A 26,028-nucleotide genomic window follows, 5' to 3' on the forward strand; every position below is an offset into this window, starting at 1 on the left:
TATTGACGTCGCCGCCCTGCGCGATTACCTCCCGGCCTCGGACAGCGCCAGCCCGGTGCGCGCATCGAACAGGTGCGCACGGTTGAGGTCGACCGTGACAAGCAGCCGCTCGCCCGGCGTACCGGTGACGGTGGTTCGTGCCTTGACCTTGAGGATCGCCGTCCCCACTCGGACGTCGACCACCGTTCGGTCACCGAGCGGCTCAAGGCCGTAGAGCTCACCCGACAACGACGCGTCCCCACGCTGCTCGACGGACAGGTCCTCCGCGCGCAGGCCCAGCAGCAGCGGACGACCGTCCTCAGCCGTGGTCCAGCGGGGCCGCGGCAGCGTCCAGCCTTCCGCCCCGACCAGACGATCTCCCTCGGCGTGGCAGGCGAGCAGGCTGATCGGCGGGCTCCCGACGAATCCCGCGACCCACTGGTTGGCTGGACGGTCGTACACCTCGGTCGGCGTTCCGACCTGTTGCACCTTCCCCTCCTTGAGGACCGCGACCTGGTCGGCCATGGACAGGGCCTCGACCTGGTCGTTGGTCACGTAGACGAAGGTTGCTCCGAGGCTCCGGTGGATGCGGGTGAGCTCGGTGCGCATCTCGACGCGGAGCTTGAGGTCGAGGTTCGTCAGCGGCTCGTCCATGAGAAACGCGCGCGGGCGACGGACCAGTGCCCGGGCCAGGGCGACACGCTGCATCTCACCGCCCGACAACTGCGCCGGACGACGCTGCAGCAGACGTTCGATGTGCAGCAGGCTCGACATCCGCTCGACGGCGGCGGCGATCTCGCTCGAAGAACAGCGGCGTGCCCGCAGCGGCGAAGCGATGTTCTCGTACGCCGTGTGTCGCGGGTAGAGGGCGTAGTTCTGGAAGACCATGGCCAGGTCGCGTGCGGCCGGGGCGTCACCGGTCGCGTCCCTCCCGTCCAGATGCACCGACCCGGCGTCAAGCTTCTCAAGGCCGGCGATCGCTCGCAGGGTCGTCGTCTTGCCTGCCCCGGAGGGTCCGAGCACGACGAAGAACGATCCGTCCGGTACGTCCAGCGTCACCCCGTCCAGGGCCTGGACTTTACCGAAGGACTTGCACAGCCCGTGGACTGCCACGGTTCCCATCAGGCCACCAGCTCTTCCGTGCTCACGTCGTAGACCGCCGGGGTCCCGCCGGTGTGCCGCAGCCCGACCGGTGCGTCAGCGGCGAAACGGACAGTCGGTGGCATCCGAACCCGTACGTCGCGCCGGCCGCCGTGGTCGACCACGTAGATGATTTCGTCGCCCAGCCACTCCGCCGAGACCACGCGGGCCGGGACCGAACGTTCCGCCCGTGGCTCTGTGACTTCCAGCGCCTCCGGCCGGACGCCTGCGACCAGACGACGGTCGCGCGGCAGGCCCGGCGGTGGCGTGAGGGCCAGTCCGCCCTGACTGCGCAGCTTCCCGTCGGCCACCTCCACCTCGATCAGGTTCATCGGCGGGGAGCCGATGAACGCGGCGCAGAAGAGACTCGCCGGACGGTCGTAGACTTCCAGCGGCGTGCCGATCTGCTCGACGCGGCCCTTGTTGAGGATGGCGATTCTGTGACCGAGCGACATCGCCTCGACCTGGTCGTGGGTGACGTAGACCATCGTCGTCCCCAGCTCCCCCTGCAGGTGCTTGATCTCCGTGCGCATGTCCGCCCTCAGCTCCGCGTCCAGATTGGTGAGAGGTTCGTCCATGAGGAATGCGCGCGGTCGTCGCACCAGGGCGCGAGCAAGCGCGACGCGCTGCTGCTCCCCGCCGGACAGCCGGCGCGGTCGCCGGTCCAGGAGCGGACCGAGCCGCATCAACCGGGCGGCCTCGTCGACCCGCTCGCGCACCTCCGCCTTGGGCAGTCCCTCGGCCCGCAGTGGGAACGCCAGGTTGTCGCGGGTTCTCAGATGCGGGTAGAGAGCGTAGAACTGGAACACCATGGCGATGTCGCGCTCGGCGGGCGGCAGGTCGTTGACCAGCGTGTTGCCGATGCGGATGTCGCCCGTCGTCTGCCTCTCCAGGCCGGCCATGGCCCGCAGCGTGGTCGTCTTGCCGCAACCCGAAGGGCCGAGCATCACGAACAGCTCGCCGTCGCCGATGGACAGGTCCACGTGATCAACTGCGACCGTCCCGTCCGGGTAGCGCTTGTGCAGGGCCGTCACCTCGATGCCCGCCATCAGCGTCGCACCGCCCCGAGCGTCACACCGGCGACGAGGTGCTTGCGCACCAGGTAGGCGAAGACGAGCACCGGTAGGGCGAACACCACGGAGGCGGCGGCCACGAGGCCCCAGTCCACAGTGGTTCCACCGATGAGGCCGGCGATGGCAGGTGGGGCCGTCCGCACGTCGTCGCTGGAAGTGAGGAAGATGGCGAACACGAACTCGTTCCACGAGAAGATGAGTGCGAAGACCGCCGTCGCGGCGATGCCGGGCAGGAGCAGGGGAAGGGTGAATCGCCAGAACGCCTGCAAGCGGGTGTAGCCGTCGAGCATGGCGGCATCCTCGTACTCTGCGGGCACCTCGTCGACGAACCCCTTCATCATCCAGATCGTGAACGGGACGTTGAACGCGGCGTAGATGAGGATCAGGCCGAGCTTGCTGTCGATGAGTCCGACTTGGCGGTACATGAGGAAGATCGGGATCACGACCACCACGGGCGGCATGAAGCGGGTGGACAGGATGAAGAACAGTTGGTCCTTCTTGGCCTTCACGGCGAAGCGTGAGTAGGCCCAGGCCGCCGGGACCCCCAGCACGGTGGCCAGCGCCGTGGAGACCCCGGCGACCACGACGGAGTTGAGGAACGAGACGGACAAGGTCGAACGACCGCCGCCGGAGGCGACGAACACGTCCTTGAAATGGTCCATAGTGACCTTGAAGTCGAAGAACTTGGCCGGGATGGCGTAGACGTCCCGGTTCTCCTTGATGGACGTCTCGATCATCCACAGCACCGGAAAGAGCATCACGACGGCCAGCACGGTCAGCAGCGCGACCTCCAGCACGGAGCGGCCCCTGCCGCCGAAGCGGCGCGCGGGGGGCGTGTGATCCCGGCCAGGACCTGTGGACACGGCCTCGTCAACGGAGAGGGCCATCAGTCCTCCTTGAGCTTGTTCAAGTAGCGCAGGTAGAGCTGCGTAAGGACGATGACGACGAGGACCATGAGGATCCCGTACGCCGAGGCGGTTCCGGTGTTGAAGCCCAGGAACGCGACCTTGTAGACGTGGAACGACAACGTCTCGGTGGAGACCCCCGGACCTCCGCTGGTGAGGATGTAGACGAGGTCGAACAGCCGGAAGGCCTCGATGGCCCTGAACAACACGGCGATGAGGAGCAGCGGCCACACCAGCGGAAGAGTGATGGTGCGGAACTGGAACCACTCGGACGCCCGATCGATCGAGGCGGCCTCGTACAAGTACCTGGGAACCGCGGTAAGGCCCGCAAGTGCGATGAGCATGATGAACGGCGTCCATTGCCAGGTGTCGACCAGGATCAGGGAAATCAGTGCCGTTCGCTGCCGGGTGAGCCACTCCACCTGCCCCAGGCCGAGCGAGCCGAGCACGCTGTTGATCACGCCGAATTGCGCGTCGAGCATGAATCGCCAGAACAGCCCGACCACGACCGGCGACAACATCATCGGAACCAGGAACAGAGTGGTCAGCAGTCCTCGCCCGTGCGTGCGCCGTGAGATCAGGTAGGCGATGGCGAAACCGAGCACGGTCTGCAGGGCGACCGCGCCGAACACGTAGATCAACGTCGTCAAGGCCCTCAGGTGGACCTGCGCCGAAGTCACGATGGCGGTGTAGTTCTCGAACCAGATGAACTGGGCGGGCCCCCCGCGAGTGGCCGAGTAGTCGGTGAAAGACAGGTACAACGCCCACAGCAACGGGAACACCGACATCGCGAGCAACAGCAGCAGCGCGGGGGAGATGAAGGCCACGGCGAGCCCGCGATCGCTCAAGCGGCGGGACCGACCCGGTGCAGGCGGCGTCGCAGACGCCACCTGCCCGGGGTGGTCGGTCGTCAGAGGGGCGGAGTCACTCACAGTCCGCCGCCGCCCTTGCGGCTGCTGGAGTTGAGCACGCCCTGCTGCTCCTTGGCGATGTCGTCGAGCGCATCCTTCGGCGTCTTCGCGCCGTTGAGAGCCGCGTTCACGTTGGTGTTCTCAATGTCGACGAGGCGCGCGTACTCGGGCACGTTCCACATGTCCCGCATCCGCGGAACCGAGTCGGTGTACACCTGGTTGAACGGCTGGGCATTGAGGAACTCGGGCGACTCCAGGGCGTCCGTACGCGATGGCACGCCACCGGCCGCGGCCCACTTCTTCTGGATGTCAGCCTGCTCGAACCACTTCATGAAGTTCAGGGCCTCCGCCTGGTTCGCCTTGGGCGAGTAGGCCGACACGTGCATCCCCATGCCGCCGAGGGGCACCAGGTTCGTCTTCTGGCTCGGCAGGGTGGCAAAGCCCAGCTTGTCGAGAATCTGCTCCCGCGTGGTGCCGAGCGTCGACTGCTTCGGGTCAAGCAGGCCGCCGCTCGCGGCGATCCAGTTGAACGCGATGCATGCCTTGCCCTGGGCGACCGCCGCGTTCACCTCGTCGATGAACCAGTTGCCGGAGCCCTTGGCGGTCAGCGGCTTCATCTTGTTGACCAGGACGTCCATCGCCTCCTGGCCCGCAGTGTCGTTGAGGACGCCGTCGATCTTGCGCGTCTTGGGGTCCCAGAGGTTGCCGCCGTAGACGCCGTTGACCGTGTTGTAGGTTACGGCCGCGGCGTCGGAGCCGTTGGCCTGGTGGAAAGCCAGCCCGCTGACGCCAGGGTGGTCCGCCTGGCACTTCTCGGCGACTGAGATCATCTGGTCCCAGGTCTGTGGTGGCTTGTCGCCGATCAGGTCCTTGCGGTAGATCATCGTCCAGGTGTCGCCGAGCAGCGGCAGTCCGTACAGGCTGGCGTTTTCGTCGCGCTTCCCGGTCTCCGCCTGGGGGAACTGGCCGTAGGCCGCCAGGAGGTACGGGTTGTAGGCCTTGACGTCGATGTTCTTCTTGACGAAGTCGGTGATGTCGAGGATGTTGCCGTTCGTCACGGCCTCGCCGATGTGTTGCGAGTCCAGGATCGGGATGTCGAAGTCGGTCTTGTGTGCGGCGAACTGGGTGAACATCGCGTCGTGCCAGTTCGCGTTCGGCACGGTCTTGACCTTGATGGTCACGTTCGACCGCTCCTTGGTGTACTCCGCGTTCGCGAAGGCTTCCAGCGCGTGGGCGGGGGGCCAGTCGAACCAGATGAAGCTGAGGGTCAGCGGATCCTTGGTGAGCTCCGGGATGGTCGCCGGTGCCTTGGGGGCGCTGTCGTCCTGGCCGCCGCAAGCCGCCACGGCCGTGGCCACTAACATGGCCGCCGTCGCCAGCTGCACCTTTCGCCCGGGAACGGACAATCGTCCTATTCGCTTTGGATACCGCATCTTCTTGCCTGCTTTCTGGGTGGGGACTTCTGGAGCCTTGCTGCGTGCTTCGCCGAGCAGTTGCTGGCTTGTTCAGGCGTGTTGCCGGCTGTCGCAGGGGCTGACCCGCAGACCGGCGTCACGAGTACGCCGCGATGCAATGGGGCTTCGAGCAGTCGAGAAGTCCTTCGGTCCTGGTGCGGCCCGGTGGCGAACCGAATAAGACGTCGAGCATGCTCATGGGAGCTCCAACTGATCGAAGCGGAGCGATGGCGAGCGGTTCCCCGATGGGTGAAGGATGGCTGGCATCCGTCACCTTTCCTATACGATCCGAGTGGGAGCGTCAACATCCCGCAGTGTTGCGACCGATGTCAACAGGTTCCCGAAGACGCAAGAAAGGACCTCACGTCACGATGGACGACGAAGCGATGATCGCGCGGCGCCGTGGGGCCATGACGGGCGGAACGCCGCCGGGAAGATCTCGCGGCCGGCTTGCCGACGAGGTGTACGACACGCTGCTCGGACAGATGATGTCGCTACGGATCGAGCCTGGCTCCCGCGTCACGATCGACGTCCTGGCGCGAGAGCTGGGGGTCTCACAGACGCCGATCCGAGACGCTCTGAACCGCATGGAGGCCGAGGGCCTGGTCGTGCGTGTGCCCCATGCCGGCTATCGCATTCCCCCCCAGATCACCCGTCACCGATTCGAGGACATGCTTGAGGTCCGCCTGCTCCTCGAGCCGGCAGCGGCGCGCAGATCCGCCGAACGCGCATCCTTGAAGCAGGTGGCCGGTCTGCGACGAATGCTGGAGGAGATGGCGGAGCTGGAGGGGGGCGACGGGCTCATGGCCTATGGCGCCTTCGGGCTACGCGACGCCGCTTTTCACGATCTCGTCGCCCTGAGCGCGGAGAACCAGGTCATCCGCGAAGCGCTCGCTCGCCTGCACACGCACGTGCACCTGTTCCGGCTTCTCCACGACACCCAGGTCACTCACTTGGCCATGGCCGAGCACGAAGAAGTTCTGGCCGCGATCGCCGCGCGTGACCCCGACGCCGCCGCCTACGCCATGCGTCGGCACATCCTGCTGTCCGGCGAGCGGTTCCGACGATTGTTCGACGAGGCCGAGGGCGCGGACGGAATGGCGGTGGAGGCTTGACGGGCGGGCTGGGCCGAGGAATGCTAACCCAATCCGATCGGATCGGATTGGATCCACCTCACCCGCCCCAGATGCGAGGAGAAGCAGGTGCCCAGAGCGCTGCTCCTGACCGGCGACGCCGCCGAGGAGCTCGACACCATGTATCCCTACTATCGCGTGCAGGAGGGCGGCTGGGACGTTGACGTCTCGTCACGGACGATGCGTGACGTTCAGCTGGTCATCCACGAGTTCGACCCCAACTCCGACGCATACGTGGAGAAGAACGGCCGAAAGTTGCCGGTCGACGTGCCCTGGGCCGAGGTCGACGTCGAGCGCTATGACGCCCTCATCATCCCTGGGGGACGTGCCCCCGAGTGGATCCGGGTCGACGCCGACGTCAGGCGCATCACCGAGCACTTCTTCGCGCGCAACCTCCCGATCGCGCTGGTGTGCCACGGCGCGCAGGTGCCAGCTGTGTACGGGCTGCTGAAGGGGCGAAAAACGGCGTGCTTCCCCCCCATCACCGGTGACATGGAGAACGCGGGCGCGACGGTCATCGACGCTCCCGACGTCGTGGACGGCAACCTCGTCTCCTGCCGGGGGTGGCCCGACATGCCGCAATTCGGCAGGGCGATGATGGAGGTGTTCTCGAAGTCCATCAACTCCGCATCGGCATGAGCACACCTGGCCTGTCCCGGTGACGGCACTTCGGACCGTCACAGTCGACGGCTCCCCCGTCCACGTCCTGGAGAGCGGCACCGGGCCCGCGGTGCTGATGCTGCACGGCTCCGGACCCGGTACGACCGGATCCGGAGCCTGGGCAACGACGGCACAGGCGCTGGGCACGTCCTGGCACCTGGTGGCTCCTGACCAGGCGGGGTTCGGCCGTACACCGATCCCGGCCGACTCCAGGGGTGGGCTCCGGCTGTGGACGGAGCAGGCCGCGGGCCTGATGGATGCTCTCGGTGTCGAGCACTACGCCGTGGTGGGCCACTCCATGGGCGGTGCCGTGGCGCTGGCGTTGGCGGCCGCGCGTCCCCAGCAGGTCACCCGTGTCGTGGCGGTCTCGACGATGGGCGCCCCCGGGGCGCCGCTGTCCGCCGAGCTCGACGCAGTCTGGGCCGCCGCCGCCGACCCGCTCGGGGCACGAGACATGTTGAGTCGCCTCGTCCTCGACCAAGCGCTCGTGACCGAGTCGGCCGTCGCTGCCCGTGCAGCCGCGATGCGAGCGGGGGCGGCCGCATTCGCGTCGTTGTTCCCTCCACCTAGGGCACGTTGGGCCGACGACCTCACCCTCTCGGCGCGAACGCTGGCGGGGATCCGCGCGCCCGTGCTGCTCGTCCACGGCGCCGAGGACCGAGTCACCCCGCTCGAAACGGCAGCCCTGCCCCTGCTCGAACACCTGGCCGATGTCCGTCTGTACGTGCTCGGCCGATGCGGGCACGTGCCGGCGCTCGAACACCCGCAGGACTTCCGGCGACTCCTGTCGTGCTTCCTCGGCCGGGAACGAGGTCCCTGATTGCTGCGACAGGTCCGCAGCCCGTGGCACCGACGGCGAGGCCGAGCATGACTGTCTGGCTGGAGGCGACGGAGGCCAGCCAGGTCGGCCTGGCCGGTGCGGCGTCGACGATGTAGGCGGTGAGGCTGCTGCTGCCAGCCCGGCGCCAAGACCCATCAAAAATCGGCCGGCGATCAGGATGCCGATGTCGTGCACGTTCAAAAGCAGCAGACAACCCAGTACGAGCAGTCCGAGGCTGGCGATCGCGGTGGGCCGCCGGCCCACATGATTGGACACTCGTCCCAGCACCAGCAGGGTGCTGAGGGTAGCGGCGGAGTAGGCGACGACGGTCAGTGAGATGCCGGCGTTAGTGAGCCCGTCCTCGGCTCGGTAAACGTTGAACAGAGGGATCGTCGAGCCCACCGCGGCGAACACGGCCACCAGGGAGACCACCGCGGAAACGAACGCCGGCCGGAGCGTTCTGTCCCGGCTGCCCAGGCTGGTCGCTGGGGTCACGTCTTGCATCGAGCCGTCTTCCTCTTGGTTCTGGACCATGCCGGCGCTTCCGGAGGCTTCGGGGGGCGCACGGCGACGTAGCCGAGATCGTGCGGTTAGCCTCCTCGGATGAGTCCTCGGGAGGTGTTCCATCGTCCGGAGCCGGGCGTGCCGGAGAGGATCATGGGGGGCGGGCTCACCGTACGGTCTCGGCTTGTTGCCGCGTCGTGACCAGCAGCTTCGCGGGCGCCGTCAGGCGCCCGGAGCGATCGCGCAGGCGGAGACACAGACCCAGGTCCCCTCACGCTTCTGGTACGTGTCCGTATACAGAGCTTCCTGCTTCGCTCCATCCGCGAGCATGGTGTAGGTGCTCCGGCCGTGGATCAGAGCGACGTCGCTGAGGATGCGGATGTTGACGTCGTGCACGGCGAGATCCTTGAAGGGGCGCGGCTTGGCGATGTAGTCGAGGAACTCGGCACGGTTACGGGTGATTCCCGGAAGCTGCACGATGAAGTCCTCGGCAAGGAACTCGCTGAAGCGCCTGACATCGTTGAACTGGTCGGAGTGGACGTAATCGTTGTTGAGTTGCTCGAGAATCGCCAGGTCTTCGGCCGACTGCTTGGTGTCGTTCATCTTCTTGCTCCTGCTCTGTGCGGTTCGGTGCTCGTTGTAGATGGGCACAAAGAACCGCGTCATGGTCTGATTGATTGGTGTCGGATCGCGGCGCCGTCTTACCTTCACTGTCGCGATCTCGCTCGTTCGTCGAGGCCCTCGCGCCGCCGGCCCTTGGCGGTCGGCGCGGGATGACGCCGAGGGCGGTGTGAGCCCCCTGCCTCGCTCCGGTCTCCTCATCCCCTCCGGACGAGTGTTACGACCCGCCCCGCCACCACGGCGAGTACGGCGGAGGCCAGGACGATGAAGCCCGCCGTGAAGAACACCGTCTGCAAGGTTGTCGACGAGACCAGGATCGCGCCGAGGCCGGACCCTGCCGCCAGGGCTACCTGAAGGTTCGTCACATTCACCGCCGATGCGGCCTCCGGGGATTCCGGGGCCGCGTCGAGTATCCAGACCAGCGTTCCCGGGTTCACGATTCCCCAGAACAAGCCCCACAGCACGAGCAACAGGCCGGCAGCCCAAGGTATGGCGCCCACGCTCGCCAGCGCGATGAGCAGGGCGGCCACTACCGCCGCCGCCCCGGCGAAGCTGCCGATCACTCCGCGCTTGAACAGCGATCCAGCGACGAGTGAGCCGACGATGCCACCGATGCCGTAGATGACGTACAGCAGGGAGATCACGCCGCTGGACAGATGCGTGTGGTCCATCAGGAACGGGGTGACATAGGTCCAGGCGGCGAACTGTCCGATGAACACCATCGCGCCCGCTGCCATCCCGAACCGGGCGGCCCGCCGCGTCACGACTCCCGCGAGATCACGCAGGTGCGTTCGCCCGTCCGGCGGAATACCCGGCAGCACGGCTGCCTGCACGACCACGACGAGCAGCGTCGCCGCCGCCGCAATGGCGAAAGTGAGACGCCAGCCGACGAGGTTGCCGAGGAACTGCCCCGCAGGCAGCCCCACCACCGTCCCACCCGAAATACCGGCCGCGATGACGGTGATGGCGCGAGTGCCGCCGGCCGGGCCCACCAGCTTGGGCCCGACCGGTGAGACCACGGTCCAGAAGGCCCCGAGAGTGGCGCCGAAGATCATACGGGCGATCAGCACCAGGACGAAGTCCGGCGCCACCGCGACGGCCGCGTTCGACACCAGCACCGTCAGGCCCAGGACGACGATGACCGAGCGCCTGTTGAATCGGCCGGAGCCGAGGAAGAACAGCGGCGCCGACACCGCCGCGCTGAAGCCCGGCACGAGCACCATCAGCCCTGCGAGGCCGAGCGGGACATGCAGCCCGTCGGCGATCTCCGGCAGCAGCCCCACGGGCAGCGTCTCCGTCATGACGATGACGAACGCGCCGAGCGCGACCGCACCGACGGACGCCCAGCCCCGCCTGCTACCGGGCTCCGCACCAGCGGCGGCAGCACGGGCGGCTGCAGACTGGGCCGGGACGCGGACGGCCGCGGTGCACGAGGATGCCGTGACCACGCGCATCTGCGGTGCGTGGTGCGTCAGCGTCGGCTCTTCGTTTTCGAGCATGTGTTCTCCTGGCTAATCGCATGCTTCTGACCGGACTCTGCTCGGTTAGCGCGCCACGGCGTATCTGCACGACCCCCGCGGGCGGCCAGAACAGCTCACGTCGAGATCTGGCCCGATGCGCCAAGTGCAGGGCGGCGCGGCCGTGTCAGCCCTTGATGAGGTCGATGATGTGGCCGAAGTTGAGATCTGATGCGAGTGCCGTCAGGTCTCCCTTCGCGAGCTTCGCCGCAGCCGCCTGTGTTGCTCCGAGAGCGTGCGTGTAGGGGTCGACCCCGAGGCTGATCCGGCGGACACCGACTGTCTGGAGGTCCGCGAGGGTAACCGCGTCTTGGGGACCGACGAGGACGTTGACCGGCTTGGGAGCGACGGCCCTGACGACTGCGCTGATGGAGGCCAGGTCCGGCAGGCTCGGCGCGTAGAGGACGTCAGCTCCTGCCTCCGCGTAGGCGGAGAGGCGGCGGATCGTGTCATCGAGGTCGGAAATTCCCCACAGGAAGTTGTCCGTCCGACCAGTCAGGACGATCCGTCCGTGCGCGGCCGCGGCGGCGGCCTCGATGCGGCGAACCGCGTCGTCGAAGTCACGAATCGGGCTGGAGGGGTCACCAGTGGTGTCCTCGACTCCGATGCCGGCGAGACCGCGGGCGACGGCAGCGTCGACAGTGGCCCGAACATCCTTGGGAGTCTCGCCGTAGCCGTCCTCGAAGTCGCCGTTGATCGGCAGGCCGCTCACGGACGTGAGCAGGGCGGCATGGTTCAGGTGCTCATCTCGGCTGACGGCGTGGATGCCGTCGAGCCGGCCCAGGGTCGCGGCGAGGACCGCTGAAGAGGTCGCGATGGACTTGAACCCGGCCTCCTTGAAAAGCAGGGCCGAGGGGCCGTCCCATGCGTTGGGCATGATGAACGTGCCGGAGCCACGGTGGAGTCCGGCGAACTGTTCGTAGCGCTTCTGGACCGCAACGTCTGACATGGCGGCGGGTCAGGCGCCCGGGGCGATCGCGCAGGCGGAGACGCAGAGCCAGACGCCCTCACGCTTCTGGTACACGTCCGTGTACAGCGCGTCGTGCTCCACCCCATCGGCGATCATGGTGTACGTCACCCTGCCGTGGATCAGCGCGACATCGCCGAGGATTCGGATCTTGACTTCGTGCAGAACTTGATCCTTGAAGGGTCGGGGCTTGGCGATGTCCTCGAGGTACTCCTCACGATTGCGGGTGACACCCGGTGTCTGCACGATGAAATCCCCAGCGAGGAATTCACCGAGGCGCTTGGCATCGCCGGCCTGGTCCGAACGGTTGTAGTCAAGGTTGAGCTGCTCGAGGATCGCCAGATCTTCGGCCGACGACTTGGCGTCGTTCATCTCTCGCTCCTTCTTCATGCGATTCGGCGTTCACCGCGGCTGGGTCGTCGTTTCCGCGCCGTCTACGCGCCCCCCGGCCTGGCCGGCGTCCACTAATAGGACTATAGAGTCCAAAGTAGGTTACCCCGACACCACTAGGCAAGCGTTGAGAGCAGGAGCCGAAGAAGCTTGACTCCGGAGCTTGGATGGACGACTTCGTCCGATCCGGCGTAGTGTAATCAACCCCTGATCGCCCCTGTTGGGCGTGTCCTGTCCCCCGTCGAGGAGCAGCGTTGTCTCACGAGGTCACCATCGTCGGCTCGACCATCAGCACACCACGGTTGCGGCTGCGTCCGTGGCATCAAGCAGACGCAGCGGAGGCGCTCGACATCTACGGCAGCGCGGAGGTCTCCCGGTGGCTGGCCCCGGCCATGGATCGCGTCAACGATCTCGACCAAATGCGGGCGGTGATCACCAGATGGATCGCCGCACCCCTGGGATCCGAAGGGCGTCCGAGTGGCCGGTGGGTGATCGAAGAGACCGAGAGCGGGCGTGTCGCCGGCTCGGGGCAGATCCTTCCGCTGCCGCCGGAGGACGACGACCTGGAGCTGGGCTACCAGCTCGCTCCCTGGGCGTGGGGCCGCGGGCTGGGGGCCGAGGCGGCTCACGCTCTGGCCCACTACGCCTTCAGCAACGGCGAGGAAGAGGTCTTCGCCGTCGTACGGCCCAAGAACGATCGCGGTACGCGCGCCGCCCGTCGCATCGGGATGGAGTGGGTCGGAGAAACGGAGAAGTACTACGATCTGCGTCTTCAGGTCTTCCGGCTCCGCAAGGGCGACCTGGACACCTCCGCGCTAGAGCCGGGCCCCGTCGAACGCTGATCCCGCTTCACGCCTGGTCGTTCTCCAGTGAGATGGCTACATCCCTGCCCTGAGCAGGCACAGACCGAGAACGCCGTGGCGAGCGTTTCACTCCCACGCGCTTCACGGACCTCCCACACGCCGATCTCGTCGGGAGCGATACCTGCAGCCGCGATGACCCTGGTCTTCGCCCAAACCGTGGTGTCCATCAGGCCGGACACCACGCAGGCACCGTCGATCCCGGCCAACGGCGCAACCCCTGACTCCCGCAACCGTGGCATCGCCGGCGACGACTACGGGCGTGATCCATCGGTGTCACGAGCCTGTTCAGAATGGTGGTGCGAACGCGTCGATCTCCTCGCGGGTGAGGCCGTATCTGTCAGCGACGTTCTCGGCTGCCTCGACCATGGAGATGTAGGCGTTCGGCCGAAGAAGCCCAAGGCGGGCCGGCTGATCACCTGGCCATGCTGCGCAACCTGTACCGGCTTGGCGATGGAGACGCCGCGTGTTCACTCCGGATATCGACCCCAACCCGATGACCCCCTCTGGCGCGAGTCGCCCGATGGCACCGATGGAGGCCTCGCGTCCGAAGCAGGCGACCCTCAGACCGACCGAATCGCAGGTGCCGGTGCCTCGGGCAGGTAGCCATCGGCCACCAGCGCGATACGGAGCTTCTTCCTGGCGTCGAAGAGCACCTTGTACAGCGCATTGTGCGTCGAGCCCAGTTCGTCGGCCAGAACATCCATCGGCATGCCGTTGAGGACCGTCGCAACGAACACAAGCCGCTGGCGATCGGACAGGTTCTCGTTCACCGCAGCAGAGACGGCGGCCACGAATTCCCGGACCTGCGCCTCACCCTCGGGGCCGACGTCGAACCGAGAAGCGAGCTTGGACCAATCCTCTTGTTCGTAGGGGATCTCGTGGCGACGCCAGAAGTGGCGGTTCATCTTCGTGGCCACGTTGAGGATCGCGAACTTGCTCGCCCACGTGGTGAACCGCGCCTCACCCCGAAATTTGTCCAACCGCTCGGTGACAGCCATCAGCGCGTCAGCGGCGGCCTGGTGGGCGATGTCTTCGAGTTCCGGGCCGTCCAGCTTGAGGAGGGAGGCGCGTCGACGAGCCTCAGAATGCGCGACGCGGAGCAGCAAGGGATACAACTCGGCGCATGTCGCCTCTCTCCGTGGGCCTACGGCGGCGAGATCCTGCACCCATCGGCGATTCTCTTGATCGACCTCCGCGTCGTCCACCGCAAACCTCTTTCGTCAGAGCAGCACAAGCCGTGTACGCGCTGGTCGAGTCGCTCCCGACACCACGTCTCCGCCCCCACCGTATACTGGACGATATAGTCCATACAAATGCGCGCTATCCTGCAAGATCGCCGTATCTTGCGGACCTTATAGTCCGGTTTGTTCGGCTACGACAGGCCCGGGCGAGATGAGGCCGGCCCTGTGAGCGCCGACAGCAGGCCTTCCAAGCCCTGGGCGCATGGACCGCAGGCCAGAAGGTGTGCATGGATGTCCGGGAACCGCTCGCTCGGGTCGTTGCCCGCAGCAAGCAGCTCCGCGTAGACGTCCAGCATCGCCATGGCTTCGTCACAGCCCGCGTCGCGCGGATCGGTCTGGAGAAAGGCGTCCAGTCGAGCCCAGTGATCATTCCGCTGATCGCCGGATGCGTTGTGCGCTTTGTTGTCCACGCGTGAACCGCCCCGGCTTTGATGGAAGTCTCCACCGAACCCGAGGCGATTCAACGAGATGTCTCGGCGTTGCTGGATCCGTCCTCGGCACGGTAGTTGTTGAACAGCGGGATTGGTGCGGCCGATGCGATGAACACAGCGCCGAGCGAGACCGCGGCGGACAGAAATGCCAGGTGGAGCGGCCTGCCCTGGCGAACCCTTGGGCGCGGTGGCGCCACATTCTGCATCGCGCGGCAGCGCCGAATGCCGGCAGAAACGGGTCTGCCAATTTGTGACGATTCGGTCAGATGGCCAAGCCTGCGCCCCCGGACACGACGATCTCTTGCCCGGTGACGTACGCAGCATCGTCCGAAGCCAGAAAAGCGACCGTCCCGGCGACGTCTTCTGGCGTCCCGAGGCGGCCGAACGGGTTGCGCTCGGCCATCGCCGTCATCGTCCCTGCGACGTCTTCGGTTTCCGTCCGGATCGAGGCCCGCGTCATCGGGGTGTCGGTCATTCCCGGGCTGACGGCGTTGATGCGGATGCGGCGCGGCGCGAGCTCGAGGGCCAGAGTCGGGATCATGGCCAGCATCGCGCCGTGGGACCCGGCAGCGACGCTGCTACCGGTCAGGCTGCGCGTTGCTCCGATCCCCACGGTGACAATGACCGAAGCACCGTCGGACAGCAGCGGCAACGCCTTGACCAGGGTGAAGAACACTCCCTTGGTGTTGACGGCGAACACATCGTCGTACGCGGCTTCGTCCCAAGCCTCCAGCGTCATCGGATGGTTCACGCCGGCGTTCAGGAACAGCGTGGTCAGATTGCCGAATTGCGCTCCGACTTCGGACACGACCCGGTCAGTGTCCGAGAGGGACCGTGCGTCAGCTTGCAAGACCAGGACATCGTCGGGCAACTCCTCCCGCGCCCGAGCGACGCTCTCCTGACGATGTCCGGTGACAGCGACGCGGTAACCGCGCTCGTGCAGAGTCCGCGCGGCCGCCTTCCCGATTCCGCTGGTGCCGCCCGTGATCAGGGCTGTACGTGCCGACATGACAATCACTCCATCCTCGTTGTTGGCTCGGCTGGACAGCCCAATGGCATCGCGTAGGTGCCAGGCGTGCAGGAGAACTTGCCGGCAGTCACTGAGCTCGCAGGCTGGCGAGACAGTTTCCTGCCCTCATCGTGTACCAAGATGCCTAGCCGGTCCGTCCAGAGTACAAACCTCTACTGGACTATAGCGTCCAAGTTTGCCAGGCTGGTGCCGTGACCATGACCCGTACGGGAAAGCGTGCGACCAAGGAGCAGCATGCAGCTGCTGAGCACTTGGGCTCGCTCGACGACTCACTCGCCCGGTGGGTGCAGTCGACTGGACCGATCGATGCCTACGACGCGCATCTGCCCGTTACGGTGGGCAGTCCGCTCGAATGGTTCTCCTTCGCCGTCACCTCGCGGCAGCTCAGCAGAGCATCCAGCCTGGCGATCTACCATCGACTGGTCGCGCAATTCGGCGGCGCCATCACTGCAGAGCGTGTCGTCTCGACCGACGAACAGACCCTGCGCGACGTCGGGTTGTCTCACCAGAAAGCCAGGACGATCCGTGCACTCGCCGAACGCGTGGATGACGGTCTGCTGGAGCTGGACAAACTCGTGACCATGACGGATGCCGAAATCCAGGCCGAGCTCGTGGCCGTACCCGGTATCGGTCCATCGTCCGTGCAACGGTTCATGCTGCATTACCTGCGCAGACCAGACATCTTCCCGGCCGGTGACCTTACTGTGCGCAAAGCGATCACCGCACTCGATCAACTGGACAGCGTGATCACGCCGAAGGCCGCGGAGCAGCGGGGTGGGCCGTGGCAACCGTATCGATCGTATGCCACGTCGTACCTGTGGGGTTACGTGTGGGAGCTGCACCCTGTCGTTCTTCCTGCGCATCGCTGACTTGGTGCGCGCGACCGAGTCGATCTGGCGCAGGACGACCCCCTTAGTGGACCCCATAGTCCATATCTAGAATACGGCCCAATCATCGGGGGGTTCCCGCGTGTGTCGCGTCGGAGACCCAGTGCCAAGGTGACAGGCGTCGGCCACCAAGGTCGGCTCGGAGACCGCGGTCGTGTCCCGCCCTGCTGGGTGATGCGGTGTCCGTCCTTACGTGCCGCGGACCCTCTCATCCCTCTTCTCGATCCGCGTAAGACCTCTATCGGGAGGCGCTGTAGACGGACAAGCCAACCGGCCGAAGGGGTGGTGCTCACCCCGATCGTGAGATGGGAAGGGGAGTCAAGCGAAATGACTTCGGTGGTTACGGCAATGTTGGAGAGCTACCCGGACTCGACGATCGAGGTGCGACAAGATCTCCTCACCACTTGCATCAGCGCTTGCCTGAAGTGTTCCCTCGTGTGTACAGCCCTGCAGTGATGCGTGCATGGCTGAGAGCGACAGCTCGGAGCTCGTCAAGTGCTTCCGAACCGGCCTCGACTGTGCCGACATGTGTGACGCGACCGTCAAGTTGTTGACGCGACAAACAGCGGCACGATCTGGTGGTGATCCGATCGGTCGTCAGCGCCTGCCTGGCCACCGTCATCGCGTGTGCCGAGGAGTGCGAACGCCACGCAGCCCACCATATGCCTTCGAGCCAACCCCGCGACGTTCAACAGAGACTCGCGCGCTCGCTCTTCGCAACCACCGTTGACCGTGTCACGGTCAAGAAGATCTCGGCCTTCACAGGCGGCGCGAGGATCTCCTGGATGAGATCTTGGAGGTTCCTCTGTCGCATGCGCTGTTCGGTCATCGTCGTGTTCGGTCAGGTCTCGATCCGGACCTGGCGCCCGTCGAAAGCGACATAGCCACTGAAGTCGCGGCCTACACGGGCCGCCGCCGACTCGTTGACGTCCGGGTAGGACCAAGCCCCGTCATTCAGCACCGTCTCGCCGACCAGGACGTCGTGATACTGCGCCCTTCCCTTCCAGGGACAGGTGTAGGGCGTGGGGCTGTCGCGGAGCACGCCGGCCACAACCGAGTCCGGCGGGAAGTAGACATTTCCCTCCATCCTGACAACCGCCTCGTTCGCGGCCTCGGCCACGACGGTCTCCCCGACCACTGCCTTCATTCCGTTTCCCCTCATCGAACCTTTACCTGGCCGCATCCGCCCTCGTGACCGGCCCAGGGTGGGCACAGCAAGCACCTACCCCGTACCCCTCAAGGGGCCCTTCCAAGTCGAGGCCACCGGCGGAGGCGGCGGCACCGTTCCCGGGCGTTCGAGTTGGGAGCCAGAGTCAGCTTGCGCGCATAGCTAGACGTTCGTGCCGGAACGGGCTCTCCCTCTTACCCATGTCTTGAGAACGCACAGCCGGACGGATGAGGGGTGAGCCCATCGGGTTGGCCGCCCGGCGGTCGCGGTCAGGCGGAATCTGGGGTGGGCACAAACAACCATGAGCTGGAGCCCGAGAGGTCGAGCCACGTGCCCTGTGGTGTCCTGGCCACTCGGGCGAGCATCGCCTCACACTGGCGACAGCGCAGCACAGTTCCCGGTCCGCCCAGGTATGCCGACAGTTGTCCGAATGCTTGTGTGGCGCCGCAGCTACCGCAGCGGACCGTGGCGGTGGTCGGGTCGCCTGCGAGGATCCCGGCGAAATCGCCGGCAGCGGCGTTGCCGTCCAAGACCGCGCCTGACCCGGCACCGCCATCGGGCGCGGCCGGGGGCGAGAGATCTGAGGTCATCGATCAACTCCTGTTGGTCCGAATCGTTCCGTGCGTATGCGATCGTCGGGGTATCCCGCCTTGTGGAGCAGGCCTGCGGCGTGGTCAACGAAGCCAGAGGAGCCGCACACGTAGACCCGGACCGCCAAGGGCTCCGGCCACGCGGACGGAGGTTTGATGTCCTCCATCGCGAGGTGTGAGGCGGGACGGGGGTGCCCGTCGGGAACCTTGCGCGTGTAGACGAGGCGCACTTCGGCGGACCCTGGCGCGGACAGATCGGCCGACATCTCTTCCAGTTCAGGCCCGTACATGAGGTCGCGAGGGCCGCGAAGCGAATACACGAGCATCGTCGGCGTCGAATCCCCTGCTCGCTTCCGGGCTCGCAGCATGGTGACCAGCGGCACCACCCCTGATCCGCCGGCGATCAGGAGTACCGGGCCGTCCCCGATGGACGGGTCCCCCGGCTCCCAGACGAACCATCCACCGATGGGCCCGCGCACGTCGAGCTCGTCACCGAGCTCCATGCTCTCCACCAGGTATGGCGAGACCTCTCCGTGGGGCAGGAGGTCGACGGTGACGGCGACGCGGTTGGGCGCGGCAGGCTCCGCCAGCGAGTAGCTCCGCTGGGCCGAGTAGCCGTCCGCGGCTGTGAGACGTATGTCTACGTGCTGACCGGGCAGATGTCCGGTCCAGCCGGGGACGTCTAGAGCGAGTGTCTGGGAATGCCAGGACTGCGGGTGCAGACCGATGAGCGTTGCTTTGCGCCAGTGATTCCCTGCTGGCGGAGTCTCCCCTGCAGAGCTGTCGGCCTGACCCTCGGTCGTATTCGTGTCAGTCACCGGCGTAGCGCTCCTCGCGCCATGGGTTCCCGTAGTTGTGATAGCCGAAGCCTTCCCAGAAGCCCGGTTCGTCGGAGCGCTGCATTGTGATGCCGTTCACCCACTTCGCGGACTTCCAGAAGTAGAGATGCGGCACCAGTAGCCTGGCCGGGCCACCGTGCTCGACGTGAAGCGGCTCTCCCTCGTACTCGTACACGATCCAGGCCTTGCCCCCGACAAGGTCCTCCAACGGGAGGTTCGTGGTGTAGCCCCCGTACGAATGCACCATCGCATATTCGTTGCTGGTCTCGACCTCCTCGAAGAAGGTGTCGAGCGCCACGCCCCGCCAGTGGGTCCCGAGCTTCGTCCACCGGGTCACGCAGTGGATATCGACGTTGATCTCCTCGGAGGGCAAGGCCATCATCTCGTTCCAACTCCACCGCCTCGGCTTGCCGCTCTCAGGCGTGATGGTGAAGCTCCACACCTCCGTCGAGATCAGCTGTGTCGGCCCAGCCGTCAGCACGGGGAATCCGTGGGTCAGATGCTGACCGGGCGGCAGATCGACGGCACGCGGATCGTGATGGCCGAAGAAGCCACGGGAGATTGTCACCCTGTGCTCTCTTCCAGACTCAACGGTCTCTAGTGGTGGGCGTCTCACGGTTGGGGTCGATGGCGACAGCGACCCTAACATGGACGATTTAGTCCAACATAAGGTCCTGCCGTAGACGGTGTCAACGCGCACGCAGCCCGTCGCGCGCATGCGCTCTTCCGCGACAGTAAGGCCACAAGTCTCTCTCGACCCGATCAACCACGAGAGGGCCGTCGCGAGCGCGCCGAGTCGCCGCAATTGGACTACATAGACCAGGTTCTGGCAAGGTGGCCAGAGAAGCGGGCCGTCGATCAACGCCTTGGCCAGCATGCCGCGGCACGATGAGGGAAAGCATGTCATCAACAGCATCCGACCTTGAGCGGATTCGCTCCGAGATCGCTGCGGATCCCGACAACGCCTGGGCTGCAGCGGCGAACTACCAGCCGATATACGTTGCCGACACCGCGGCACGCATTGCGATTGTGGGACAGGCGCCCGGACGCAAGGCACAGGAGTCCGGCATCCCGTGGAACGACGCAAGTGGAGCCCGTCTCATCGACTGGCTCGGAATCGACGAGACAACGTTCCGCGACCCATCACGCTTCGCTCTCCTACCGATGGACTTCTACTACCCCGGCAAGGGGCGACACGGCGACCTTCCACCGCGCCGGGACTTCGCAGCCCGCTGGCACCCGCGGATCCTCCAGGCGATGCCCCGCATTCAGCTGACACTGCTCATCGGCAGTTATGCGCAACAGCACTACCTGGGCACTCGTGAGTCGCTCACGGCGGCAGTCCGACGGTTCGCGGACTTTCTCCCGGCAGTGCTGCCGCTGGTGCATCCGTCGCCGCTCAACTTCCGATGGCTCGCGAAGAACCCCTGGTTTGAGGCAGAGGTCCTCCCCCAGCTACGTCAGTGCGTGCGAGCGGCCCTGGCGTAACGGCTGACCCTGGGCCGCGAGTTCACCCGGGCCGTCTCGGACCCGTGCGGTCGAAAGCCGCCGCATGCTCGGCGGTCTTCGGGCAGCTCTGTGCGTGGCCGTGGATGCCGTAGACGGCCGCAGACCTCGCCCGCGCCCAGAGCAGCAGTCTCCTCACCTCGGGGACGGACATCCCCATCCCTGTCGATCACGCACAGAGCCCCACCTGCTTGAGGGCAAGATGGGGCTGTGGTGCGGAGACGGCTAGAGGTTGATCATGTGGCCGGCGATGCCTTCGACGGCTTCCTTCATCGCCTCCGACAGTGTCGGGTGAGCGAAGATGTTGCGGGCCACCTCGTCGGCCGTAAGGTCCCACTGCTGGGCCAGCGTCAACGCCGGTAGCAGCTCGGTGACCTCCGGGCCGATCATGTGCGCGCCGAGCAACTCGTTGTGCGTCGCGTCGGCGACGACCTTGACGAATCCGACGCCTTCCGCCATCCCACGGGCCTTGCCGTTGGCGGAGAAGGGGAACTGCGCGACCTTGACGTCGTATCCCTTCTCCTTCGCCTGGGCCTCGGAGTATCCGAAGGAGGCGATCTGCGGCCGGCAGAACGTCGCCCGCGGGATCATGTCGAAGTCGATCTCCATGGTCTCCGTGCCGGCGATCGTCTCCGCGGCGACCACGCCCATCGCCTCGGCGGTGTGAGCGAGCATCAGCTTGCCGGTGCAGTCACCGATCGCATAGACGCCCTCGACGTTGGTGCGACCGCGAGCATCGACCGCGATCGCACCACGGTCGGTGAGCGCGATGCCGGCGGCCTCCAGGCCGAAGCCCTGCGTCCGCGGCGCGAAGCCGAAGGCTGCCAGGAACTTGTCAGCCTCGATCAGCCGCTCATCGCCGCCGGCGGACGGGGCCACCGTCACCCGCACGCCGGAGCCGGTGTCCTGGACACCCTTGACCGCCGTGGACAGCAGCACCTTGACGCCCAGCTTCTTGTAGGCGCGGAGCAGTTCCTTGGACACATCGGCGTCCTCGGTCGGCACCATTCGGTCCAGGAACTCCACGATGGTGACGTCGACCCCGAAGTTCTTGAGCACGTAGGCGAACTCCACCCCTATCGCGCCCGAACCGCCGATGACGATCGACTTCGGCAGGCGGTCGGTGAGGATCTGCTCCTCATAGGTGACCACGTTCTCGGAGAGCGTGACCCCCGGAACCAGCCGCACCGTGGCACCCACGGCGATGATCAAATTGTCGAAGGTGTAGGACGAGGTCTGAGAGTCGTTGACCACGTCGATCGACGTGGGGCCGGTGAGGGTGCCCCAGCCATCGATCTCAGTGATCTTGTTCTTCTTCATCAGATAGTGCACGCCCTTGGCGCTCGCCTCGGCGACACCGCGGCTGCGCTTGTGGGTGACGGCGAAGTCCATGCTCGCCTCACCCGTGATGCCGAAGGTGTCCTTCTCCTGGGTGATGATGTGGGCGATCTCCGCGTTGCGCAGCAACGCCTTGGACGGAATGCAGCCGACATTGAGGCAGACACCGCCCCAATACTTCTCCTCGACGACGGCGACCGACTTGCCGAGCTGCGCAGCGCGGATGGCGGCGACGTATCCCCCCGGGCCGGCACCGAGGACAAGGACATCGAAATGGGTCACGAGCTAGAGCCTAGACCGCCTCGTTCGCACCATACGTCACGCCGGTCCACGACGGGGATCTCTCGATGCATCGAACGGCAGCTCTTCCATACGGTCGGCGACCGATGACTCCGCACGGCTGATCGCCCGAGGTCACCACCCCCTCTCGTCGCCCAGCATGCGATACGCCCGCCGGGTGGACGTCTGATGCCTCACCGGCGACGTGCCGCAACCGACCGGTCCAGACGCGACGATCAGCGGCATCAGAGTGCCGCACCACCATCCGGCTCCTGTACCGATCCGAGCGAACCCGGCCACCCGCCGAGCCTTCGAGCCACCAGCCGGGCCACCGAAGGGCAGTCGGAGCTTCAGCGACGCCTGGCCTCGAATGCACCGCAGCGGGGCCGCGTTCCCCGTCGCAGATCGTTCCGCTCAACCGGGTAAGACAACGACGTCTGGCGCCACCAAGGGGAAGAGCCGAAGTTTCGTGTCGGCGAGCGACTGATACAGGGAGAGGCGTACCGATGAAGGCCATTGTGGTGACGGACGAGGCGGCGGGAACGGCCGGGATGACGCTGGCGGAACGGCCTGAGCCGGAGGCGACGGGGAACGATGTTCTGGTTGAGGTTCATGCGTCGGGATTCACCCCCGGTGAGCTGACGTGGCCCGGAACCTGGACCGATCGCCTTGGCGGGGACCGCACACCGTCGATCCCCGGCCACGAGGTGGCCGGGGTGGTCACCGCGCTCGGCTATGGCACGAGGGGGCTGTCGGTGGGACAGCGGGTGTTCGGGCTCGCAGAATGGACTCGTGACGGCACCCTTGCCGAGTTCGTGGCCGTCGAGGCGCGTAACCTCGCGCCGCTGCCGGGCGACGTCGACTTCACGGTGGGAGCGAGCCTGCCGATCTCGGGCCTGACCGCGTGGCAGGGACTGTTCGTGCACGGCCGCTTCGAGGTGGGGCAGAGCGTTCTCGTGCATGGTGCGGCCGGTGGGGTCGGTTCGATGGTGACTCAGCTCGCCAAAGAGGCCGGCGCCTACGTCATCGGCACCGGACGCGCCGCCGACCGTCAGACGGCGCTCGACTTCGGCGCGCAGGAATTCGTCGACCTGGACAACGACATTCTGGAAGACGTCGGCGGAGTCGACCTGGTCTTCGACGTGATCGGCGGCGACATCTCCAGGCGGTCCGCGGGCCTGGTCCGCGCCGGCGGAATGCTGGTGACCATCGCCGGCCCGCCCGAGGCGCAGCCGGCCGAGGGTCTGGCGGTCGACTTCGTGGTCGAGGCCGATCGCGCGCAACTGGGTGAGATCGTCCAGCGGGTCCGGGACGGTCGGCTGCGCACGAACATCGGCAACGTGGCGACCCTCGACGATGCCGTCGCCGCCTTCAACCCGACTGAGCGGATCAAGGGAAAGACGATCATTCGCGTTCGCCCCTGAAGGACTCGGCACCCCAAGAACACGTATGAGCGGCCCCGGCCGGCGAACGAATGATCAACGAATGGGCATCCCATGACCGACCCAACCCGCTACGCCTCCGAGTACCCCGAGGGGAAAGACACCCTCGGTGAGGACCAGGCCGTCCTCATCGACGAGGTGATCGACGATCCCCATGCTCCCGCGTTCGACTTCGCGGTTGTCAATGACGAGAAGGCCGGCATCTACGAGGCCATCCTCGACGACCGCGAGATCGCCGGGCTGCCCTACAACGTCGCCGGCGACGACCGGCTCGTACTGCTGGCGACCTCGGTGTTCCCCGAGTACCGCAAACAGGGCATCGCCACCGAGCTCATCAGACGCGTCCTCGACGACGTGCGCGCGCAGGGCAAGACGGTCACCATCATGTGCCCGGTCGTACGCGCCTTCATCGAGCACAACCCCGAGTACACCGACCTTGTCGACCCCGAGCACCCCGGAGTAGCCAAAGGCCACCGATGACCTTGGCTACTGCGGGCCGTTGACGGTCGGCGGCGTAGAGGTGACGTCGTGAGCAGGGCTGCGGGATGGATCGCCTTCGTGCTCGCGACGAACCGGGAGACCGGCTCCGCCAACGTATGGCGCCGCATCCCGCCCGCGCGGATCCGGCCCAACGCCCTCGCAGGCGCGGAGGCACCCGAGACCGCGGCGACGCTGGGCAGATTCTTCGACTTCGCGCGCGGTCTCCGACGAACAGCGGCCCTCCGGCACCATCCGGATCGCCCACGACCTGGCCCTTGACCTCAAGCAGCTCGAGAAGAACCTCATCTCGGCCGAGGTCACCGGCCGGGTGCCGACCGACATGCTCGGCGCCGACACCGTGAGCATCACCGCCGTTCCTACGCTCTTCGGCAACGGCCGCAGGCACGCCGGCCCATGCCACGCGCAATCGCTGCTACGAACGCTGACGACCGCGACCGGTCCACCGCTCGCCGAGCGGTCATCCGTGGCACAGCTCGGCAGCCATTCATGGACCAACGTCCGTAACGGTGTTGAGGCCATGTATGCCTGCACCCCACGCACCTCTAGTTGGACTATTTAGTCCCATCTCATGGCAGAATGTGTGAGCGGTTTCGACTGGCCGGGAGGGATTGATGACGACACACTTCGCGGAAGTCTTGGCCCGCGAAAGCGCTTCTCTGTCTGGCGTCACCGACCGGGCAAAGCTGGCCAGCTGGCGTCGCCGCGTCGTCAAGGAGCTCATGACCCCGCAATCACCGTACGTGTTGGCGCTACGACAATCGGGTGATGTGCCCGAGCGGGCCGATTTGCTCGATCGCTGGTGCGAGCTCATCGCAGAGATGTTGGACCGGTTGCTCCAGTCCGGCACCGCAGGGGGCTCGCCCTGCTCTTCCGCGCAGACCTCGAGAGCGGATATCGACGTCCAGAAAACCGCCGTGCTGATCCTTGCAGCGCTTCATGGAGGCAGCACCCTGAGCCAGATCGCACAAGACCCTTGGCCGCTCAACGCCGCGCTCGACATCGCGCTCGCGCCCTTTGCAGGAGCCGAGGATGACAGCCCTGCAAGGACGGGGAACGAGTAGTCCGATATCAGTAACATGAATGCGTGATGACGACCGCTGACTCGCACACTGGCAGACGCCTGACGGCGCGCGGCGCAAAGACGCGGGCAAGGATCGTCGCCGCAGCGGCCGACCTGATGTACGTAAAAGGAGTCGGGGATACCACGCTCGACGACGTGCTCGCAGCGAGTGGAGTGAGCAAGTCGCAGCTGTACCACCACTTCGACGGCAAGGAACCGCTCGTGCGAGCCGTCATCGATCACGTGGGAGAACGCGTCATCCAGCGTGAGCGCGATGCCCTCGGCCATGTCTCGACGATCCCAGGCCTGCGACGCTGGCGGGATGCGCTGGTACAGAGCAACGCCCTACGGCATGGCGCCTATGGCTGTGCGCTCGGCACGCTGGCCTCCGAGGTCTCCGATCAGGACGAGCTCGCGCGCCAGGCCTTGTCCCAACTTTTCAGCGAATGGCAGGAACTCCTGGCAGGCGTGTTGCGCAGGCTTCAGGACAAGGGCACACTTCCGGCCGAGGCGCCGATCGACCAACTCGCGACCGGGCTCATGGCTGCCCTCCAGGGCGGATACATGCTGGCCCAGACCGCGCGCGATGTCACACCGATGGCGACCTCCATCGACATGGCGCTGGCGTACATCGAGAGCCTGTCTGCCGGTTGAGCCACGTTGGCGGCATGCGATCCCGGAGCGGGGCGCCCTCTCCTTGAGCTTGCCGGCCGAGCAATCCGGTGCCGTGGCCCCTCACGGTCCCTCTAATCGGTTGCGCTGCATGCCGGGACGAGTCA

At 66.2% G+C, this 26,028-nt stretch carries 27 protein-coding genes and 1 pseudogene; 10 read left to right on the forward strand and 18 right to left on the reverse strand.

The genetic code is table 11. From position 1 onward, the window contains the following. Nucleotides 1–24: 24 nt before the first annotated feature. The 5 genes from AB0J69_RS39090 to AB0J69_RS39110 all read right to left on the reverse strand — a co-directional run bounded on the left by AB0J69_RS39090 (nt 25) and on the right by AB0J69_RS39110 (nt 5,372). Nucleotides 25–1,101, reverse strand: coding sequence for an ABC transporter ATP-binding protein (locus tag AB0J69_RS39090; protein ID WP_364128428.1), 1,077 nt, complete (start codon nt 1,099–1,101; stop codon nt 25–27). Then, complete coding sequence (locus tag AB0J69_RS39095; protein WP_364128431.1) at nt 1,101–2,168, reverse strand: ATP-binding cassette domain-containing protein; 1,068 nt, start codon at nt 2,166–2,168, stop codon at nt 1,101–1,103. The genes AB0J69_RS39090 and AB0J69_RS39095 overlap by 1 nt, the downstream gene beginning before the upstream one ends. Further along, complete coding sequence (locus tag AB0J69_RS39100; RefSeq protein ID WP_364128434.1) at nt 2,168–3,079, reverse strand: carbohydrate ABC transporter permease; 912 nt, start codon at nt 3,077–3,079, stop codon at nt 2,168–2,170. The genes AB0J69_RS39095 and AB0J69_RS39100 overlap by 1 nt, the downstream gene beginning before the upstream one ends. Beyond that, nucleotides 3,079–3,945, reverse strand: coding sequence for a sugar ABC transporter permease (locus tag AB0J69_RS39105; RefSeq protein WP_364128437.1), 867 nt, complete (start codon nt 3,943–3,945; stop codon nt 3,079–3,081). Before AB0J69_RS39105 ends, AB0J69_RS39100 begins: the two co-directional genes overlap by 1 nt. 80 nt (nt 3,946–4,025) lie before the next feature. Beyond that, on the reverse strand, nt 4,026–5,372 hold the full coding sequence (locus tag AB0J69_RS39110; RefSeq protein WP_364128440.1) for an extracellular solute-binding protein: 1,347 nt from the start codon (nt 5,370–5,372) through the stop codon (nt 4,026–4,028). Nucleotides 5,373–5,833: 461 nt separating this feature from the next. On the opposite strand from AB0J69_RS39110, the gene AB0J69_RS39115 reads away from it, so the two are divergent. From AB0J69_RS39115 to AB0J69_RS39125, 3 genes are all read left to right on the forward strand, one after another. Continuing rightward, on the forward strand, nt 5,834–6,577 hold the full coding sequence (locus AB0J69_RS39115; RefSeq protein WP_364128443.1) for a GntR family transcriptional regulator: 744 nt from the start codon (nt 5,834–5,836) through the stop codon (nt 6,575–6,577). An 87-nt stretch (nt 6,578–6,664) separates the two neighbouring features. Further along, nucleotides 6,665–7,234: a DJ-1/PfpI family protein gene (locus AB0J69_RS39120; RefSeq protein ID WP_138666282.1), complete on the forward strand. Its 570-nt coding sequence runs from the start codon at nt 6,665–6,667 to the stop codon at nt 7,232–7,234. A 19-nt stretch (nt 7,235–7,253) separates the two neighbouring features. Then, nucleotides 7,254–8,075, forward strand: coding sequence for an alpha/beta hydrolase (locus tag AB0J69_RS39125; protein ID WP_364128447.1), 822 nt, complete (start codon nt 7,254–7,256; stop codon nt 8,073–8,075). A gap of 129 nt (nt 8,076–8,204) precedes the next feature. Here AB0J69_RS39125 and AB0J69_RS39130 read toward each other — a convergent pair. The 5 genes and pseudogenes from AB0J69_RS39130 to AB0J69_RS39150 form a co-directional block, all read right to left on the reverse strand. Next, nucleotides 8,205–8,702, reverse strand: a pseudogene (locus AB0J69_RS39130) (MFS transporter); the annotation flags it as partial. Between the two features lie 99 nt (nt 8,703–8,801). Further along, the gene (locus AB0J69_RS39135) at nt 8,802–9,182 is read right to left on the reverse strand and encodes a nuclear transport factor 2 family protein (protein WP_364128450.1); all 381 of its coding nucleotides are present in this window, start codon (nt 9,180–9,182) and stop codon (nt 8,802–8,804) included. A gap of 215 nt (nt 9,183–9,397) precedes the next feature. Then, nucleotides 9,398–10,699: an MFS transporter gene (locus AB0J69_RS39140; RefSeq protein WP_364128453.1), complete on the reverse strand. Its 1,302-nt coding sequence runs from the start codon at nt 10,697–10,699 to the stop codon at nt 9,398–9,400. 145 nt (nt 10,700–10,844) lie between these two features. Then, nucleotides 10,845–11,666: an isocitrate lyase/phosphoenolpyruvate mutase family protein gene (locus AB0J69_RS39145; RefSeq protein WP_364128456.1), complete on the reverse strand. Its 822-nt coding sequence runs from the start codon at nt 11,664–11,666 to the stop codon at nt 10,845–10,847. 9 nt (nt 11,667–11,675) lie between these two features. Then, entirely contained in the window at nt 11,676–12,056 is a 381-nt protein-coding gene (locus tag AB0J69_RS39150) for a nuclear transport factor 2 family protein (RefSeq protein ID WP_364128459.1), read from the reverse strand. Between the two features lie 272 nt (nt 12,057–12,328). Here AB0J69_RS39150 and AB0J69_RS39155 point away from each other — a divergent pair, with 272 nt between their 5' ends. Then, nucleotides 12,329–12,916 carry a GNAT family N-acetyltransferase gene (locus tag AB0J69_RS39155; RefSeq protein WP_364128462.1) on the forward strand — a complete coding sequence of 196 codons (588 nt, stop codon included), beginning with the start codon at nt 12,329–12,331 and terminating at the stop codon, nt 12,914–12,916. A gap of 581 nt (nt 12,917–13,497) precedes the next feature. On the opposite strand, the gene AB0J69_RS39160 is transcribed toward AB0J69_RS39155, so the two are convergent. From AB0J69_RS39160 to AB0J69_RS39170, 3 genes are all read right to left on the reverse strand, one after another. Then, nucleotides 13,498–14,142, reverse strand: a complete 645-nt coding sequence (locus tag AB0J69_RS39160) for a sigma-70 family RNA polymerase sigma factor (RefSeq protein ID WP_364128465.1) — start codon at nt 14,140–14,142, stop codon at nt 13,498–13,500. 167 nt (nt 14,143–14,309) lie between these two features. Next, on the reverse strand, nt 14,310–14,588 hold the full coding sequence (locus tag AB0J69_RS39165; RefSeq protein WP_364128468.1) for a hypothetical protein: 279 nt from the start codon (nt 14,586–14,588) through the stop codon (nt 14,310–14,312). A gap of 283 nt (nt 14,589–14,871) precedes the next feature. After that, complete coding sequence (locus tag AB0J69_RS39170) at nt 14,872–15,618, reverse strand: SDR family oxidoreductase (protein WP_364128471.1); 747 nt, start codon at nt 15,616–15,618, stop codon at nt 14,872–14,874. Nucleotides 15,619–15,836: 218 nt separating this feature from the next. Between AB0J69_RS39170 and AB0J69_RS39175 the strand changes: the two genes are divergently transcribed. Beyond that, the gene (locus AB0J69_RS39175; RefSeq protein ID WP_364128592.1) at nt 15,837–16,508 is read left to right on the forward strand and encodes a hypothetical protein; all 672 of its coding nucleotides are present in this window, start codon (nt 15,837–15,839) and stop codon (nt 16,506–16,508) included. An 859-nt stretch (nt 16,509–17,367) separates the two neighbouring features. On the opposite strand, the gene AB0J69_RS39180 is transcribed toward AB0J69_RS39175, so the two are convergent. From AB0J69_RS39180 to AB0J69_RS39195, 4 genes are all read right to left on the reverse strand, one after another. After that, nucleotides 17,368–17,673, reverse strand: coding sequence for a DUF427 domain-containing protein (locus AB0J69_RS39180; protein WP_364128474.1), 306 nt, complete (start codon nt 17,671–17,673; stop codon nt 17,368–17,370). A 290-nt stretch (nt 17,674–17,963) separates the two neighbouring features. Beyond that, on the reverse strand, nt 17,964–18,284 hold the full coding sequence (locus tag AB0J69_RS39185) for a DUF6510 family protein (RefSeq protein ID WP_364128476.1): 321 nt from the start codon (nt 18,282–18,284) through the stop codon (nt 17,964–17,966). Continuing rightward, nucleotides 18,281–19,102, reverse strand: coding sequence for an FAD-binding oxidoreductase (locus AB0J69_RS39190; protein ID WP_364128479.1), 822 nt, complete (start codon nt 19,100–19,102; stop codon nt 18,281–18,283). Before AB0J69_RS39190 ends, AB0J69_RS39185 begins: the two co-directional genes overlap by 4 nt. After that, a complete protein-coding gene (locus AB0J69_RS39195; RefSeq protein WP_364128595.1) occupies nt 19,095–19,685 on the reverse strand; it encodes a sulfite oxidase-like oxidoreductase in 591 nt (196 codons plus the stop codon). Before AB0J69_RS39195 ends, AB0J69_RS39190 begins: the two co-directional genes overlap by 8 nt. Before the next feature lie 326 nt (nt 19,686–20,011). Between AB0J69_RS39195 and AB0J69_RS39200 the strand changes: the two genes are divergently transcribed. Next, nucleotides 20,012–20,611: a uracil-DNA glycosylase family protein gene (locus AB0J69_RS39200; protein WP_364128482.1), complete on the forward strand. Its 600-nt coding sequence runs from the start codon at nt 20,012–20,014 to the stop codon at nt 20,609–20,611. 243 nt (nt 20,612–20,854) lie between these two features. Here AB0J69_RS39200 and lpdA read toward each other — a convergent pair whose 3' ends face one another. Then, on the reverse strand, nt 20,855–22,249 hold the full coding sequence (gene lpdA, locus AB0J69_RS39205) for a dihydrolipoyl dehydrogenase (RefSeq protein ID WP_364128485.1): 1,395 nt from the start codon (nt 22,247–22,249) through the stop codon (nt 20,855–20,857). 503 nt (nt 22,250–22,752) lie between these two features. On the opposite strand from lpdA, the gene AB0J69_RS39210 reads away from it, so the two are divergent. The 4 genes from AB0J69_RS39210 (at nt 22,753) to AB0J69_RS39225 (ending at nt 25,903) form a co-directional block, all read left to right on the forward strand. Beyond that, on the forward strand, nt 22,753–23,670 hold the full coding sequence (locus tag AB0J69_RS39210; protein ID WP_364128488.1) for an NADP-dependent oxidoreductase: 918 nt from the start codon (nt 22,753–22,755) through the stop codon (nt 23,668–23,670). A 72-nt stretch (nt 23,671–23,742) separates the two neighbouring features. Beyond that, complete coding sequence (locus tag AB0J69_RS39215) at nt 23,743–24,168, forward strand: GNAT family N-acetyltransferase (protein WP_364128491.1); 426 nt, start codon at nt 23,743–23,745, stop codon at nt 24,166–24,168. A gap of 632 nt (nt 24,169–24,800) precedes the next feature. Beyond that, a complete protein-coding gene (locus tag AB0J69_RS39220) occupies nt 24,801–25,250 on the forward strand; it encodes a hypothetical protein (protein WP_364128494.1) in 450 nt (149 codons plus the stop codon). A gap of 26 nt (nt 25,251–25,276) precedes the next feature. Next, on the forward strand, nt 25,277–25,903 hold the full coding sequence (locus tag AB0J69_RS39225; protein WP_364128598.1) for a TetR/AcrR family transcriptional regulator: 627 nt from the start codon (nt 25,277–25,279) through the stop codon (nt 25,901–25,903). The last annotated feature ends 125 nt before the right edge of the window (nt 25,904–26,028 follow it).

The sequence above is a fragment of the Nonomuraea sp. NPDC049709 genome (genome assembly GCF_040674815.1).
Lineage (GTDB): Bacteria > Actinomycetota > Actinomycetes > Streptosporangiales > Streptosporangiaceae > Nonomuraea.